Below are 14,562 nucleotides of genomic sequence, written 5' to 3'. Positions count from 1 at the left end.
CCGATGCGGACCGTGTGATTCTCCAGCAATTCCAAGGCCCAGGGCGTGAACGCCATGGGCGGCAGCCACCCCAGATGGGAGCAGGCTGCGCGCATTTCAAGCCGCCCGGCCGAGGGCACGGCGCGGCAGCGCTGGGCTATATTGGCGCGCTGTGCCGCCATTGCGGCCTGCCATCAACGCAATGAGGGAGGGCTCGCCTTGATCAAGGTTTCGCAGCTGGTGTTCGAGTACCCCGGCCACCGCGCGCTCGATGGCGTCAGCGTCCATATCGCCGCAGGCACCGTCACGGCCCTGGTGGGGCCCAACGGCGCCGGCAAATCCACGCTGATGCGCTGCATCGCCGGGCTGGACCAGCCGCTGTCGGGCCAGGTCGAGGTGCATGGCATTGCGGTGCAGGAGCAGCCCCGCGAAGTGCACCGGCACCTGGGCTATCTGTCGGATTTCTTCGGCCTCTATGACCGCCTGAGCGTGCGGCGCTGCCTGCAGTACGCGGCCCTGTCCATGGGCGTGCCCCCGTCCGAGGCGCCCCAGCGCGTGGCGCACGTGGCCGGGCAGCTGGGCCTGGCCGATCTGCTGGAGCGCCTGCCCACCGAGCTGTCTCGCGGCCAGCGCCAGCGCGTGGCCATTGGCCAGGCCATCGTCCACCAGCCGCGCGTGCTGCTGCTGGACGAGCCGGCCAGCGGCCTGGACCCCGAGGCCCGCGCCAGCCTGTCGCAGCTGATGCGGGCGCTGCAGGCCCAGGGCATGACCCTGATCGTCTCCAGCCACATCCTCAGCGAACTGGACGAGTACTGCACCCACATCCTGAGCCTGCGCGGCGGCCGCGTGGAAAGCCACGAGGCCCTGCACGGCGGCATTCAGGCGCCGGCCGCCGGCGGCGATGTGCCGCTGGCGCTGTACGCGCTGGAGCTGGCACCGCCCCCGGGTGCCTCGGCCGGGTCGCTGGCACGGCAACTGCATCTGGTCCTTCCCGACACCCCTGTGCCGCCGCCCGATGACCAGGGCCTGGTGCATCTGCAGCTGTGGCTGCCCACCCTGCCGCGCGAACGCGCCGACCTGCTGGCACGCCTGGTTGGCGCCGGCCTGCCCGTGGCCAGCCTGGCGCCTGTGCGCGAGCGCCTGCAGGACCGCTACGCACGCGGCCTGCAGGCCGCAGCCCCCCTCACCCCTGCGGAGCAGCCATGACGCACAACCCGGAATTCCAGCGCCAGCTCTGGCTCAACTGGCGGCCCGCCCAACTGGGCTGGAGCCTGCTGCTCACCGCCTTGCTGCTGGCCACGCCAATGGTTCTGGTCCAGCCCGAAGACCGCCTGCATGCCCTGCTGGTCGCCGCCCTGATCGGCATGTGGATCGCCGCGGCCGGCCTGGGCAGCGTGCTGGCCGGGCGCGGCCTCAACGAAGAAGCGCACCAGCACACCTGGGACTGGCAGCGCCTGTCGGCCCTGACGCCCTGGCAGATGGCCTGGGGCAAGCTGCTGGGCGCCCCGCTGGCGGCCTGGCTGTACATGCTGTGGTGCGCGCTGGCCGTGCTGGCCACCTCGGCGGGCCAGCCGGGTGGGCTGGCCTGGGGCGTGCACGCCGTGCTGCAGGCCGTGCTGTGGGGCCTGGCCCTGCAGGCCTGGAGCATGCACTCCGTGCTCATGGGCTGGGGGCCGAAGGAGCAGCCCGCGCGCCGCATCCGCTTCGTGCTGGTGCCGCTGCTGTTCGTGATGGTGCTGCCCGGACCTATCCTGGGCCGGTTGACCGAGCAGCTGGGCCGCGAAGAAGGCCGCCCTGTGCTGTGGTGGTCCGTGCCGCTGCACGGGCGCGGCGCCATCTACCTGTTCGGCGCCATCGCGCTGGGGCTGGGCCTGCTGGCCCTGTGGCGGCTGCTGTGCACGCGGCTGGATGTGCGCACCCTGCCCTGGGCCTGGCCGCTGGGCCTGTGCGTGGCGGGCCTGGCCTTCGGAGGCATGCACCTCGATGCAATGCAGTTGCAGGGCCCCGGCCCGGCCTCCTTCTTCGCTTGGACCACCGGGCTGGCGCTGGCGGGCACGGCCTATGTCTGCCTGCACGGCATGGACGAGGGCCTGCGCAGCTGGCGCCAGGTGCAGTGGTGCGTGCTGCAGGGGCGCTGGCGTGGCGCGCTCGAAGCGCTGCCGCTGTGGCCCGTGAGCTGGCTGCTGGCCGTGCTGGCCTGCGCGCTGTGGCTGCTGTGGCCCGCGGGCGGCCAGCCCCTCGTGCCGGGCGCGGCCCAACTGGCGGCGCTGGCCGCGGCGCAGTTGCTGCGCGATGCCGCGCTGGCCACGGGCTTTTCCCTGCTGGCCGGGCGCATCAAGTCGCCGCTGGCCGCGTTTGCCGTCACCTGGCTGCTGGTCAACATCGTGCTGCCGCTGCTGGCCTTTGGCCTGGCCGGGGCCGATGCCGCCGTGCTGGCCCAGCCGCTGGCAGCCGGCCTGACAAAGCCCGTCACCAGCGGAATGTGGCTGTCGCTGGCCGTGCAGGTGGGGCTGGCCCTGGCCTGGCTGGCCCATGTGTTTCGCCAGCGCGTTCTGGGTTTTGCGCGCGAGCAGCACACGGCTGTGCGGTGATTTGGCGCATGGATTACGCGAATTAGGACTAAAAAAGTAAAATCGCGGGTTCCACTAGGCCGGGCCGCAGGCGCCCTCACGACATGAACTCCATCCAGATCGGTGTGGTCATGGGCTCCAGCAGCGACTGGGAGACCATGCAGCACGCAGTTGCCATTCTTCAGCAATTTGGCATCGCCCATGAAGCCCAGGTCGTCTCGGCCCACCGCATGCCCGACGACATGTTCGCCTACGCCGAGGCCGCTGCCGGCCGTGGCCTGAAGGCCATCATCGCGGGTGCGGGGGGCGCTGCCCACCTGCCCGGCATGATTGCCGCCAAGACCGTGGTGCCCGTGCTCGGCGTGCCCGTGGCCAGCCGCCACCTGCAGGGCGTGGACTCGCTGCACTCCATCGTGCAGATGCCCAAGGGCGTGCCCGTGGCCACCTTTGCCATCGGCGCGGCCGGTGCGGCCAATGCGGCCCTCTTCGCCGTAGCCCTGCTGGCCAATGAGGACCCGGCCCTGCGCTCCAGGCTCGAAGCCTTCCGCGCCGAGCAGACCGCCGCAGCGCGCGCGATGACGCTTCCCCCGGTGGCCGTATGAGCGCAGATGTGATCCTGCCGGGCGCCACGCTGGGCGTGCTGGGTGGCGGCCAACTGGGCCGCATGTTCGTGCAATCGGCCCAGGCCATGGGCTATTTCACGGCCGTGCTCGACGCCGACCCGACCAGCCCTGCCGGCCTGGTCAGCCACCACCACATCCGTACCGGCTACGAAGACCCGCAGGGCCTGGCCGAACTGGCGCGCCTGTCGGCCGCCGTCACCACCGAATTCGAGAACGTGCCCGCCGCGGCGCTGAACCTGCTGGCCGCCCAGCGGCCGGTCTCGCCGGCCGGCTCCTCCGTGGCCATTGCCCAGGACCGCGCCCAGGAGAAGGCCCACTTCGTGCGCTGCGGCGTGCCCTGCGCGCCCTATGCGGTGATCGAGACGCCCGCCCAGCTGGCGGCCGTGCACGCCAGCCTGCTGCCCGGCATCCTCAAGACCGCGCGCATGGGCTACGACGGCAAGGGCCAGGTGCGCGTGAAGAACGCCGCCGAGCTGGCCACCGCCTGGGAGCAACTGGGCCGCGTGGCCTGCGTGCTGGAAAAAATGCTGCCGCTGGCCCATGAATGCTCGGTCATCGTGGCGCGCGGCCGTGACGGCTCCATGGTCAACCTGCCCGTGCAGCGCAACCTGCATCGCGAAGGCATCCTCTCCGTCACCGAAGTCTACGAAGGCAACCTGCCGCAGGCTCAGGTCGAGCAGGCGCTGGCCGCCGCACGCTCCGTGGCCGACGGCCTGGACTACGTGGGCGTGCTCTGCGTCGAATTCTTCGTGCTGCAGGACGGCATGCTCGTGGTCAACGAGATCGCGCCGCGCCCGCACAACAGCGGCCACTACAGCCAGAACGCCTGCGATGTCTCGCAGTTCGAGCTGCAGGTGCGCTGCATGACCGGCCTGCCGCTGACGCAGCCGCGCCAGCACAGCCCGTCCATCATGCTGAACCTGCTGGGCGACCTGTGGTTCAAGGACGGCGAACAGGCCAAGGCGCCGGCCTGGGACCAGGTCCTGGCCCTGCCCGGCTGCCACCTGCACCTGTACGGCAAGCACGACGCCAAGCGCGGCCGCAAGATGGGCCACCTGAACGTCACCGGACCCTCGCCCGAGGCCGTGCGCTCCACCGCCCTGCAGGCCGCTGCCATCCTGGGTATAGAGCCGTTCTGAAGGCCCGCGCGATGATTCTTGATGGAACGCTGGCGGCCTCTGTCCAGGCCGCCGCACAGGCGCTGCAGCGCGGCGAACTGCTGGGCCTGCCCACGGAAACCGTCTACGGCCTGGCGGCCGATGCCGACAACGACGCGGCCGTCGCGCAGATCTTCACCGCCAAGGGCCGGCCACCCAACCATCCGCTCATCGTGCATGTGGCCGACAGCGGCGCCATCACGCGCTACGCACGTGAAGTGCCGCTGTTCGCGCAGCAGCTGATCGACGCCTTCTGGCCCGGCCCGCTGACCCTGATCCTGCCGCGCCTGCCCCAGGCCGCCCGGGCCTCGACCGGCGGCCAGGACAGCGTGGGCCTGCGCTGCCCCTCCCATCCCGTCGCCCATGCCGTGCTGGCCGCCTGCCAGCAGCTGCAGCCGCCCGTCTGGGGCGTGTCGGCGCCCAGCGCCAACAAGTTCGGCCGCGTCAGCCCCACCACGGCGGCCCATGTGGCCGGCGAGTTCGGCGACACGCTGCTGGTGCTGGACGGCGGCGCCTGCGAAGTGGGGATTGAATCGACCATCGTGGACTGCACGCGCGGCGTGCCCGTGCTGCTGCGCCCCGGCGCCATCACGCGCGACGATATCGAGCGCGCCTGCGGCCAGCGCCCCCTGTCCAAGGAAGAGCTGCAGGAAAACACGCCACGCGCCTCCGGCACCCTGCTGGCCCACTACGCGCCCAACGCCCAGGTGCGCCTCATGGACGCAAAGCAGCTGCAGGCCGGGCTGGACGTGCTGGGCGCCGACGCCAGGAACCTGGCCGTCTACCACCGCACACCGCTGCGCACTGCATCGCGCGCCGTCACGCTGCGCGCCATGCCCGCCGACGCCGCCGCCACCGCGCGCGAGCTGTTCGGCGCCCTGCGCGACTTCGATGAAGTCGGCGCCAGGCTGATCTGGATCGAGACCCCGCCCGACACGCCGGACTGGGAAGGCGTGCGCGACCGGCTGCTGCGCGCGGCGGCGGCCGGCTGACACCAACACCCTCTTCTAAGGCTTGCGGGACGGCTCGTACGCCAGCTCCATCCGGTAGGCCAGCGCCAGGAACAGCGACTGCGCCAGGGTCAGCGTGCTGGTCAGGGAGCGAAAGCCGAAGGTGGCTGCGTCCTGGGCCAGCAGGGTGACGGTGGCGCGGGATGCCAGGGGGCTGAGCTGGCTGTCGGTCAGCGCCAGCAGGCGCGCGCCGCGTGCCAGCGCTGCGTCCACCACCTCCAGCGTTTCGGGCGCATAGGGCTCGAAGGAGACGGCCAGCATCACGTCGCCGGGCGCCAGCGCGCGCAGCTCGCCCTTTTGCATGGCGCCCAGGCCGTGCAGCCAGTGCACGGGCTTTTCGGTGTGCTGCAGTGCATATGCCAGGTAGGCGCCCACGGGGAAGGCCCGGCGCGAGGCGGCCAGCCACAGCGAGGGGGCATCCAGCATGAGGTCCACCGCCGCCTCGAACTGCTCGGGCGGCAGGCCGCGCTGCAGGGCCTGCAGGCTTTCGATGCTGCCTTCGATGACCTCGTGCGCCAGGCGCGCGCTGCTGCGTGGCTCGTTGCCCGAGGCGATCAGGCCCCGGATGCGGTCCTGGTAGTCATGCTGGGCCGAGAGCTGGCGCGCCGCATCGGCGCGGAACAGCGCCTGCAGTTCCGAGTACCCCGAGAACCCGAAATGCTTGGCAAAGCGCACCACGGCCGAAGGCTGCACGCCACATTGCTCGGCCGTGGCCTGGATGCCGTCGAAGGCCAGGCGATCGCCCTGCATTTCCACATGGCGGCCGATGGCCTTGAGCTGGCGACTCAGGGCCTCGAAGCCTTCGCGCAGCACGGTGAGGAAGGCGGCGCGGTCGGCGTAGGGGCCGGCCAGCGAGGGGGCGCCTGCATCGCCAAGGGTTTTTCTATTTTTCATATATATGGAAAACTTTTTCTATTTCGATCTATGATCGGATGCACGCAACGATTATGGACAGGCCCGCACGCGGGTGTCCGCAACGCACAGGCCTATGACGATGAGCATGCTGAACTTTCCCTCCGACCGGCCGCTGGACGTGGCCTGCCTGGGCCGACTGGCCGTGGACCTTTACGCGCAGCAGATCGGCTGCAGCCTGGAGGAGGCCAGCAGCTTTGCCAAGTACCTGGGCGGCTCCTCCGGCAACATGGCTTTCGGCACGGCGCGCCTGGGGCTGCGCTCGGCCATGATTTCGCGCGTGGGCGATGAACAAAATGGCCGCTTCCTGGTCGAGACGCTGCGCCGCGAGGGCTGCGACACCAGCCAGGTGCAGGTCGATGCCCAGCGCCTGACCGGCATGGTGCTGCTGGGCATCAAGGACCAGGAGACCTTCCCCCTGCTCTTCGCCCGCGAGAACTGCGCCGACATGGCCCTGGACGCCGAGGCCATCAGCGAGGCGTTCCTGGCCCGCTGCCGCTGCCTGGCCATCACGGGCACCCACCTGAGCGCACCCGGCGTGCTGGCCGCCAGCCGCAAGGCACTGGAGATGGCAGGCCGCCACGGCCTGGTGCGCGTGCTGGACATCGACTACCGGCCCGTGCTGTGGGGCCTGGCCTCGCGCGGCGACGGCGAGATACGCTATGTGGCCAGCGCCGAGGTCAGCCGCAGGCTGCAGGCCGAGCTGGGCCAGTTCGAACTCATCATCGGCACCGAAGAGGAATGGCTGATCGCCGGCGGCGTGGAGGGCGACCTGATCGCCAGCCTGCGCCGCGTGCGCGAATGCAGCCGCGCCGTCTTCGTGGTCAAGCGCGGGCCGCTGGGCTGCTCGCTGATCGAGGGCGAGGTGCCCGATGCGATCGCCGATGCGCCCACGGTGCTGGGCGAGCGCGTGGAAGTGCTCAATGTGCTGGGCGCGGGCGATGCCTTTGCCTCGGGCCTGCTGTCGGGTCTGCTGCGCGGCAAGAGCCTGGAGGAATCTGCGGCGATTGCCAACGCCTGCGGCGCCATCGTGGTCTCGCGCCATGGCTGCGCGCCGGCCATGCCCACGCAGGCCGAGCTGGCGCACTGGTTCTCGGGCCACCGCCATCCGCGTCCCGACCAGGACCCCGAGCTGTCCCACCTGCACCGCGTCAGCCGCGCGCGGCCGCAGTGGCCCGCGCTGTGCGTGCTGGCCTATGACCACCGCAGCCAGTTCGACGATCTGGCGCGCGAGGCCGGCGCAGCGCCCGCGCGGCTGCGCCCGCTCAAGCGGCTGATCAACGAGGTGGTCGCCCAGGTCGAGCGCGATCCGGGCAATGCGGGCCGCATGGGCGTGCTGATCGACGGCCGCCATCACCTGGGCGAGGCCGCGCTGCACGACGCCACGGGGCGCGGCTGGTGGATAGGCCGGCCCATCGAGCTGCCGGGCTCGCGCCCGCTGCGCTTTGACGGCATGGACTCGCTGGCTTCCGAGCTGCTGCACTGGCCGCAAAGCCATACCGTCAAATGCCTGGTCTTCTACCACCCCGACGACACGCCCGCACTGCGCGCCGAGCAGGATGCCTGGCTGCAGCAGGTCTGGACCGCCACGCGCGCCAGCGGCCATGAGCTGCTGCTGGAAGTGATCCCGCCAAAGGACACGCTGGCGCCCGACGACCGGGGCGAGGCCGTGCTGCGCGCCATACGCCACTTCTACGACCTGGGCCTCAAGCCCGAATGGTGGAAGGTCGGCACCATGGCGCGCGAGAGCTGGGAGGCGCTGGACGCCCTGGTGAACGAACGCGATCCCTGGTGCCGGGGCGCCGTGATCCTGGGCCTGTCCCAGCCCGTGGAGCAACTGGTGCAGGGCTTTGCCCAGGCGCGGGCGCCCGTGGTCAAGGGTTTCATGATCGGCCGCAGCGTCTGGGCCGGACCCGCGCTGCAGTGGCTGCGCAACGAGCTGGACGACGCCGCGCTGCGCGATGCCGTCGCCGCCAACTTCCGCGCGCTGATCGCGGGCTGGGATGCCAGCCGCGTGGCCGCGCGCCAGGACATCACCGAAGGAGCCGCGGCATGAGCCTTCTCGTCAAGGCCGCGCCCGGCCGCATCGTCACCGACATCACGCCCGCCAGCGCGGGCTGGAAGCACATCCACTTCAAGGCCCTGAGGCTGCAGGCAGGCGAGCAGGAGGCGCTGTCCACCGGCCCGCTCGAATACTGCATCACCGTGCTCACCGGCCAGGTGGATGTGCAGGTCGGCAGCCAGGCGTTCAGCGCCCTGGGCAGCCGCGCCAGCGTGTTCGAGGAGAGTGCGCCCACGGCCGTCTACGTGCCGCCCGGCCAAAGCCTGCGCATCACGGCGCGTGGCCCGGCCGACATTGCCTTGAGCGCCGCACCCGCCACGGGCCGCCACGCCACGCGCGTGATCGCGCCCGAAAGCATGCGGCGCAGCGTGCGCGGCCAGGGCAGCAACACGCGCCATGTCTGCGACATCCTGCCCGAGACCGAGGCGGCCGAGTCCCTGCTGGTGGTCGAGGTCATCACGCCCGCAGGCAACTCGTCCAGCTATCCGCCGCACAAGCACGACAGCGCCGACCCCGCTGCGCCGGACGCCGAGACCGTGCTGGAGGAGACCTACTTCCACCTGCTCAACCCCAGCCAGGGCTTTGCCTTCCAGCGCGTCTACACCGATGACCGCAGCATCGACGAAGCCATGGCGGTGGAGCACCGCGACACCGTGATGGTGCCGCGCGGCTACCACCCCTGCGTGGCCCCGCACGGCTACGACCTCTACTACCTCAACACCATGGCCGGGCCCGAGCGGCGCTGGGCCTTCCGCAACGACCCCGCGCACGAATGGATGCTGCGGCCGCGCTGACGCACGGCGCAACAGACACCCATAAAAACCACCGGAGACAAAAAATGCTGTTCAACTCAATGGCCCTGCACCGCCAGGCCTGGCTTTCCTGCGCCCTGCTGACGCTGGGCATGGGCACCGCCCAGGCGCAATCCACCCCAGCCCCGTCCTCCCAGAGTGCGCCAGCCTGGCCCACCCAGCCCGTCAAATGGGTGGTGCCCTACGCACCGGGCGGCACCACCGACGTGATCGCGCGCCAGCTGGCCGTGCAGATGGGCAAGGACCTGGGTCAGCCCGTGGTGGTGGACAACCGTCCCGGCGCGGCCAGCATCATCGGCGCCACGCTGATCGCACGCGCCCCGGCCGATGGCTACACGCTGGGCACGGCCGACTCGGGCACGCTGGCCTTCAACCCCGCCATGTATGCGCGCCTGAGCTATGACGCGGGCAAGGACTTCAGCTACATCGGCGGCCTGGGCCGCATGCCGCTGGTGCTGGCCGTGCATCCGTCCTTCCCTGCGAAGAACGTGCAGGAATTCCTGGCGATGGCGCGCAAGGAGCCGGGCGGCATCTCCTCGGCCTCGTCGGGCCCGGGCTCGCCGCTGCACGTGGCGCTGGAGCTGTTCAAGCAGCGCACGGGCACCCAGATCCTGCACGTGGCCTACAAGGGCTCGGCCCCGGCGCTGCAGGACCTCATGGCCGGCCAGATCCAGTCCATGTTCGTGGACCTGCCGCCCAGCATCTCGGCCATCCGCGCGGGCAAGCTGCGCGTGCTGGCCGTGGCCACGCCCCAGCGCCTGCCCATCCTGCCCGACCTACCCACCATGGCCGAAGCCGGCGTGCCCGGCTTCGAAGCCTATGCCTGGCAGGGCTTCGTCGGCCCCGCCCACCTGAGCCCCGCGCTCACCGAGCGCCTGAACAAAAGCCTGGCCACCGCCCTGCGCCACCCCGAAACGCGTGCCAAGCTCGAAGAGATCGGCATACAGCCCATGGAGATGACGCCGCAGCAGTTCGCAGGCTTCGTGCGCTCGGAACAGGCGCTGTGGAGCGGCGTGATCAAGGCCGCCAACATCAAAATGGATTGAAGCGCAGACATCGCCACATAAAAAAGATCCCGGAGACAAGCCATGACCCTCGCATCCCGCCGCCAATTCATCCACTCGCTGGCCGCCCTGGCCACAACGCCGGTCCTGCCCGCCATGGCGCAGGCACCGGCCGGCGCCTGGCCCCAGCGCCCCATTGAACTCATCGTGCCCTTTGCCGCTGGCGGCGGCACCGACGTGCTGGCGCGCGCGCTGGCCGAGGTGGCGCGCAAGCACCTGCCGCAGGACCTGATCGTGCTCAACCGCGCGGGCGCCAGCGGCGCCGTGGGCTGGACCGAACTGGCCAATGCCCGGCCGGATGGCTACAAGATCGGCATCATCACCGTCGAGCTGACCATGATCCCGCACATGGGGCTGACCAAGATCAGCTCCGACGCCGTGCTGCCCGTGGCCCGCCTGAATGCCGACCCCGCCACCATCGCCGTGCGTGCCGACTCGCCCTATCGCAGCATCGAGGAACTGATCGCCGCCGCGCGCAAGGACGAGGCCGCCGTGCGCATCGGCAATGCCGGCCCGGGCTCGCTGGGCCACCTGGCCGCCGCCGCGCTGCAGGACAAGGTGGGCGTGAAGTTCAACCACGCGCCCTACCGCGGCGCCAACCCTGCCGTGCTCGACCTGCTGGGCGGCCACATCGAGGCCGTGGCCGTCACGCCCGTGGAGGTGGCCACCTATGTGGCGGCCGGCAAGATCCGCCCGCTGGCCATCATGGCCGAGCAGCGCATACAGGCCGGCTGGGAAGCCGTGCCCACGCTCAAGGAGCGCGGCATCGACCTGCTCATCGGCGGCTGGCGCGGCCTGGCCGTGCCCCGCAACACGCCCGACGCCGTGGTCCAGACCCTGCGCAAGGCCATGGCCCTGACCCTCAAGGACCCCGCCCTGCGCGAAACCATGGCCAAGCAGAACATGGGAGAGGGCTACCTTGACCAGCCCGAATTCAAGGCCGTGATCGACCGCGACAACGCGGTGTTCAAGCAATTGGTGGACAAGCTGGGGATCAAGGCCTGAGGGGCAGCAGCCTTCACCGAATGAACCCCGCCGCAAACGACGCCCGCAGGAACTCCACGAACACCGCCACCGCGCGCGGCACGTGGCTGGCGTAGGGGCGTATCGCGAACAGGTGTTCGCCGAAGGCATCGACAGGCCGCCAGCCGGGCAGGACCTCGCGCAGGTGGCCGGAGGCCAGGCCCGACTGGGCGCTGAAGTCGGGCACCAGGGCGATGCCCAGGCCTGCCATGGCGGCGTCGCGCAGCATTTCGCTGTTGTTGGCGGCAAAGCCGCCGGCCACGGGCACGACGGTGCGTACTGCGTCTGCACTGGCGTCTGCACCGGCGTCCGCACCGGCATCGGCGGGCACGAAGCTCCAGGCCATGGCGCCCTGGGTGCGCGGGTAGTGCAGGCAGTGGTGCGCGGCCAGGTCCTGCGGGGTGGCCGGGGTGCCGTGCGCGGCCAGGTAGTCCGTGCTGGCCACCAGCAGCGAGCGCGTGGGCGCCAGCGCCCAGGCCACATGGGTTTCGGGCGGGGTGGAGGCATGGCGCACGGCGATGTCGAAGCCCTCCATCGCCAGCGAGCGCAGGTGGTCAGACAGGTCCAGCTCCAGCCGGATCTGCGGATGGGCACGCAGGAAGGCCGGCAGCCGGGGCATGAGCTGCTGACGCGAGAAGGCCACGGGCGCGGTCACGCGCAGCAGGCCGCGCGGCTCGGCCGCCAGGTCGCGCACGCCCGCAAAGCTGTCGGCGATGTGCTCGAAGGCGCCGCGCGTCTCGTCCACCAGGCGCTGCCCCGCTTCGGTCAGGCGCACGCTGCGCGTGGTGCGTGTGACCAGGGCCACGCCGGCCGCGCGCTCCAGCTCGGCCACGCGCTGGCTCATGGCCGCCTTGCTCACGCCCAGGCGCGCGGCGGCCGAGGTGAAGCTGCCTTGCTGCTCCAGCACGACCAGCCAGTGCAGGTGGCTCCACAAGGCCTCGGCCTTGGTATCGGGTTTTTCATTTGCCATGCAGGGATTGTTCAGCAAAATGAACAATCAATTCAAGCGCAGCGCCTAGGCAGGCCGAAGGCGCACTCCTAGACTGGCCGGCATGAACACCGCAAACACCTCCTTCGCTTCCATCGTCCACTACGTCAACGGCCAGCGCACGGCAGGTGCCAGCGGCCGCGAGCAGGACGTGACCAACCCGGCCACTGGCCAGGTCACGGGCCGCGTGGCCCTGGCCTCGCGCGCCGATGTCGATGCCGCCGTGGCGGCCGCCCAGGCGGCCTTCCCCAAGTGGGCCGACACGCCGCCGCTGCGCCGGGCGCGCGTGATGTTCCGCTTCCTCGAACTGCTCAACCAGCACAAGGACGAACTGGCCCACGCCATCACGGCCGAGCACGGCAAGGTCTTCACCGATGCGCAGGGCGAGGTCAGCCGCGGCATCGACATCGTGGAGTTCGCCTGCGGCATTCCGCAACTGCTCAAGGGCGATTTCACCGACCAGGTCTCCACCGGCATCGACAACTGGACGCTGCGCCAGCCGCTGGGCGTGGTGGCGGGCGTGACGCCGTTCAACTTCCCCGTGATGGTGCCGATGTGGATGTTCCCGGTGGCCATTGCGGCGGGCAACACCTTCGTGCTCAAGCCCAGCCCCATCGATCCCACGCCCTCGCTGCTGATCGCCGACCTGCTCAAGCAGGCCGGCCTGCCCGACGGCGTGTTCAACGTGGTCCAGGGCGACAAGGAAGCCGTGGATGCGCTGATCGAGCATCCCCAGGTGAAGGCCGTGAGCTTTGTCGGCTCCACGCCGATTGCCAACTACATCTATGAGACGGGGGCCCGCCACGGCAAGCGCGTGCAGGCCCTGGGCGGCGCCAAGAACCACATGGTGGTCATGCCCGACGCCGATATCGAGCAGGCCGTGGACGCACTGATCGGCGCCGGCTACGGCTCGGCCGGCGAGCGCTGCATGGCCATCAGCGTGGCCGTGCTGGTGGGCGACGTGGCCGACCAGCTGCTGCCGCGCCTGATCGAGCGCACCAAGGCCCTGAAGGTGCTGGACGGCGAGGACCTGGCCGCGGAAATGGGCCCCATCGTGACCCGCGCCGCGCACGAGCGCATCAGCGGCTACATCGACCTGGGCGTCAAGGAAGGCGCGCAGTTGCTGGTCGATGGCCGGGGCTTCGACGGCAAGGCGGCCGGCGCCGCCACGGGCACCGACACCTCGGGCGGCTTCTGGCTGGGCGGCACGCTGTTCGACCATGTCACGCCCGACATGCGCATCTACAAGGAAGAGATCTTCGGCCCCGTGCTGGCCGTGGTGCGCGCCAAGGACTTCGCCGAGGCCGTGCAGCTGGTCAACGACCATGAGTTCGGCAACGGCGTGGCCTGCTTCACGCGCGACGGCAACGTGGCGCGCGAGTTCGGCCGCCGCATCGAGGTCGGCATGGTCGGCATCAACGTGCCGATTCCCGTTCCCATGGCCTGGCACGGCTTCGGCGGCTGGAAGCGCAGCCTGTTCGGCGACATGCACGCCTACGGCGAGGAAGGCGTGCGCTTCTATACCCGCCAAAAGAGCATCATGCAGCGCTGGCCCGAGAGCACGCCCAAGGGCGCGGAATTCGTGATGCCCACGGCCAAGTAGGCGCAGGCCCGCTCCATGAAAAAACCAGCCCGCGGGCTGGTTTTTCTTTGGGGACTGCGACCTGTCAGAAGCGGTATCCGATGCCGATGGCGTAGACATTCGGATTGAGCTTGAGCGAGACGCTCTGGCCCGAGGACAGGTGCGCCGTGGTCTTCAGGAAGCTCTTGTAGTAGGCCACGTCCAGGAACCAGCGTTCGTTGAAGTTGTAGACGAAGCCGATCTGCGGCGTCAGGCCCCATTTGCTGTCCACCGAGGCCGTGGTGGGGTTGGCCAGCGTGCCACCGGTCAGGCCGTTGAGGGAGGCCGTGGTGCGCTCGCCGAAGAACTTGGCATAGGTCACGCCCAGGCCCAGGTAGGGGCGGAAGGCGGAATTGGCCTCGCCAAAGCGGTACTGCGCGAACACGGTGGCGGGCAGCACCTTGGTGCGGCCGAGATTGCCCGTGCCGGAGATGGCGCCATTGCCCACGAAGTCATGCTTGAACGGCAGGCCCATGGGCACGTCGATGGCCCAGTTGTTGGTGACCATGTAGGTCACGCCGCCCGTGAGCTGGCTGTTGGCCTTCACGTCCACGCGGGTGTCTGGGAAGCTGGGCGTGCTCAGCCAGCCGCTGCTGGTCTGGGGATCGATGCGCGTGGCGCCCAGGCGCACGCTCCAGGTGCCGGCGGACTGGGCGGTGGCGGCCATGCAGGCCGTGGCCATGGCCACGGCGGCGGTGATACGCAGGAATGTCTTCATGGATGTGTCTCCTCGTGCTGCGT

The 14,562-nt window shown here is 70.2% G+C and carries 13 protein-coding genes; 10 read left to right on the top strand and 3 right to left on the bottom strand.

Annotation, left to right across the window (positions count from 1 at the left end; translation table 11 throughout):
• Positions 1 to 198 precede the first annotated feature (198 nt).
• The 5 genes from LGR64_RS22705 (at position 199) to LGR64_RS22685 (ending at position 5,321) form a co-directional block, all read left to right on the top strand.
• Positions 199 to 1,185, top strand: coding sequence for an ABC transporter ATP-binding protein (locus tag LGR64_RS22705; RefSeq protein ID WP_230357047.1), 987 nt, complete (start codon positions 199 to 201; stop codon positions 1,183 to 1,185).
• Positions 1,182 to 2,570 (top strand): hypothetical protein, encoded by a 1,389-nt coding sequence (locus LGR64_RS22700; protein WP_230357045.1) that lies wholly within the window; start codon positions 1,182 to 1,184, stop codon positions 2,568 to 2,570. The genes LGR64_RS22705 and LGR64_RS22700 overlap by 4 nt, the downstream gene beginning before the upstream one ends.
• 83 nt (positions 2,571 to 2,653) lie before the next feature.
• Entirely contained in the window at positions 2,654 to 3,151 is a 498-nt protein-coding gene (gene purE / locus LGR64_RS22695; protein WP_013804483.1) for a 5-(carboxyamino)imidazole ribonucleotide mutase, read from the top strand.
• The gene (locus LGR64_RS22690) at positions 3,148 to 4,311 is read left to right on the top strand and encodes a 5-(carboxyamino)imidazole ribonucleotide synthase (RefSeq protein WP_013804484.1); all 1,164 of its coding nucleotides are present in this window, start codon (positions 3,148 to 3,150) and stop codon (positions 4,309 to 4,311) included. Before purE ends, LGR64_RS22690 begins: the two co-directional genes overlap by 4 nt.
• Positions 4,312 to 4,322: 11 nt before the next feature.
• Positions 4,323 to 5,321: an L-threonylcarbamoyladenylate synthase gene (locus LGR64_RS22685; RefSeq protein WP_034389903.1), complete on the top strand. Its 999-nt coding sequence runs from the start codon at positions 4,323 to 4,325 to the stop codon at positions 5,319 to 5,321.
• Between the two features lie 15 nt (positions 5,322 to 5,336).
• Here the strand turns inward: LGR64_RS22685 and LGR64_RS22680 are convergent, their stop codons facing one another.
• Positions 5,337 to 6,233, bottom strand: coding sequence for a MurR/RpiR family transcriptional regulator (locus tag LGR64_RS22680; RefSeq protein ID WP_063327452.1), 897 nt, complete (start codon positions 6,231 to 6,233; stop codon positions 5,337 to 5,339).
• 100 nt (positions 6,234 to 6,333) lie between these two features.
• Here LGR64_RS22680 and LGR64_RS22675 point away from each other — a divergent pair, with 100 nt between their 5' ends.
• The 4 genes from LGR64_RS22675 to LGR64_RS22660 are packed head-to-tail and all read left to right on the top strand — an operon-like array spanning position 6,334 to position 11,194.
• Complete coding sequence (locus LGR64_RS22675; RefSeq protein WP_141830730.1) at positions 6,334 to 8,307, top strand: bifunctional 5-dehydro-2-deoxygluconokinase/5-dehydro-2-deoxyphosphogluconate aldolase; 1,974 nt, start codon at positions 6,334 to 6,336, stop codon at positions 8,305 to 8,307.
• Complete coding sequence (iolB, locus tag LGR64_RS22670) at positions 8,304 to 9,107, top strand: 5-deoxy-glucuronate isomerase (RefSeq protein ID WP_141830732.1); 804 nt, start codon at positions 8,304 to 8,306, stop codon at positions 9,105 to 9,107. Before LGR64_RS22675 ends, iolB begins: the two co-directional genes overlap by 4 nt.
• Before the next feature lie 44 nt (positions 9,108 to 9,151).
• Entirely contained in the window at positions 9,152 to 10,171 is a 1,020-nt protein-coding gene (locus LGR64_RS22665) for a Bug family tripartite tricarboxylate transporter substrate binding protein (protein WP_230357043.1), read from the top strand.
• Between the two features lie 42 nt (positions 10,172 to 10,213).
• On the top strand, positions 10,214 to 11,194 hold the full coding sequence (locus LGR64_RS22660) for a Bug family tripartite tricarboxylate transporter substrate binding protein (RefSeq protein WP_230357041.1): 981 nt from the start codon (positions 10,214 to 10,216) through the stop codon (positions 11,192 to 11,194).
• A 13-nt stretch (positions 11,195 to 11,207) separates the two neighbouring features.
• Here the strand turns inward: LGR64_RS22660 and LGR64_RS22655 are convergent, their stop codons facing one another.
• Entirely contained in the window at positions 11,208 to 12,182 is a 975-nt protein-coding gene (locus tag LGR64_RS22655) for a LysR family transcriptional regulator (RefSeq protein ID WP_230357039.1), read from the bottom strand.
• An 82-nt stretch (positions 12,183 to 12,264) separates the two neighbouring features.
• On the opposite strand from LGR64_RS22655, the gene LGR64_RS22650 reads away from it, so the two are divergent.
• On the top strand, positions 12,265 to 13,803 hold the full coding sequence (locus LGR64_RS22650; protein ID WP_034389893.1) for a CoA-acylating methylmalonate-semialdehyde dehydrogenase: 1,539 nt from the start codon (positions 12,265 to 12,267) through the stop codon (positions 13,801 to 13,803).
• 64 nt (positions 13,804 to 13,867) lie between these two features.
• Here the strand turns inward: LGR64_RS22650 and LGR64_RS22645 are convergent, their stop codons facing one another.
• Complete coding sequence (locus LGR64_RS22645) at positions 13,868 to 14,539, bottom strand: OmpW/AlkL family protein (protein WP_141830738.1); 672 nt, start codon at positions 14,537 to 14,539, stop codon at positions 13,868 to 13,870.
• Between the last annotated feature and the right edge of the window lie 23 nt (positions 14,540 to 14,562).

This window comes from Delftia sp. Lp-1 (assembly GCF_020523835.1).
GTDB classification, from domain to species: Bacteria; Pseudomonadota; Gammaproteobacteria; order Burkholderiales; family Burkholderiaceae_C; genus Comamonas; species Comamonas acidovorans.
The sequence above is the reverse complement of the archived record's forward strand: the minus strand, read 5'-3'. Positions and strand labels throughout refer to the sequence as shown.

Bases quoted from the DNA above. Each gene is read 5' to 3' on its own strand.
- LGR64_RS22700 (WP_230357045.1), top strand. From the start codon at position 1,182: ATGACGCACAACCCGGAATTCCAGCGCCAGCTCTGGCTCAACTGGCGG.
- purE (WP_013804483.1), top strand. From the start codon at position 2,654: ATGAACTCCATCCAGATCGGTGTGGTCATGGGCTCCAGCAGCGACTGG.
- LGR64_RS22690 (WP_013804484.1), top strand. From the start codon at position 3,148: ATGAGCGCAGATGTGATCCTGCCGGGCGCCACGCTGGGCGTGCTGGGT.
- LGR64_RS22685 (WP_034389903.1), top strand. From the start codon at position 4,323: ATGATTCTTGATGGAACGCTGGCGGCCTCTGTCCAGGCCGCCGCACAG.
- LGR64_RS22680 (WP_063327452.1), bottom strand. From the start codon at position 6,233: ATGAAAAATAGAAAAACCCTTGGCGATGCAGGCGCCCCCTCGCTGGCC.
- LGR64_RS22675 (WP_141830730.1), top strand. From the start codon at position 6,334: ATGAGCATGCTGAACTTTCCCTCCGACCGGCCGCTGGACGTGGCCTGC.
- iolB (WP_141830732.1), top strand. From the start codon at position 8,304: ATGAGCCTTCTCGTCAAGGCCGCGCCCGGCCGCATCGTCACCGACATC.
- LGR64_RS22665 (WP_230357043.1), top strand. From the start codon at position 9,152: ATGCTGTTCAACTCAATGGCCCTGCACCGCCAGGCCTGGCTTTCCTGC.
- LGR64_RS22660 (WP_230357041.1), top strand. From the start codon at position 10,214: ATGACCCTCGCATCCCGCCGCCAATTCATCCACTCGCTGGCCGCCCTG.
- LGR64_RS22655 (WP_230357039.1), bottom strand. From the start codon at position 12,182: ATGGCAAATGAAAAACCCGATACCAAGGCCGAGGCCTTGTGGAGCCAC.
- LGR64_RS22650 (WP_034389893.1), top strand. From the start codon at position 12,265: ATGAACACCGCAAACACCTCCTTCGCTTCCATCGTCCACTACGTCAAC.
- LGR64_RS22645 (WP_141830738.1), bottom strand. From the start codon at position 14,539: ATGAAGACATTCCTGCGTATCACCGCCGCCGTGGCCATGGCCACGGCC.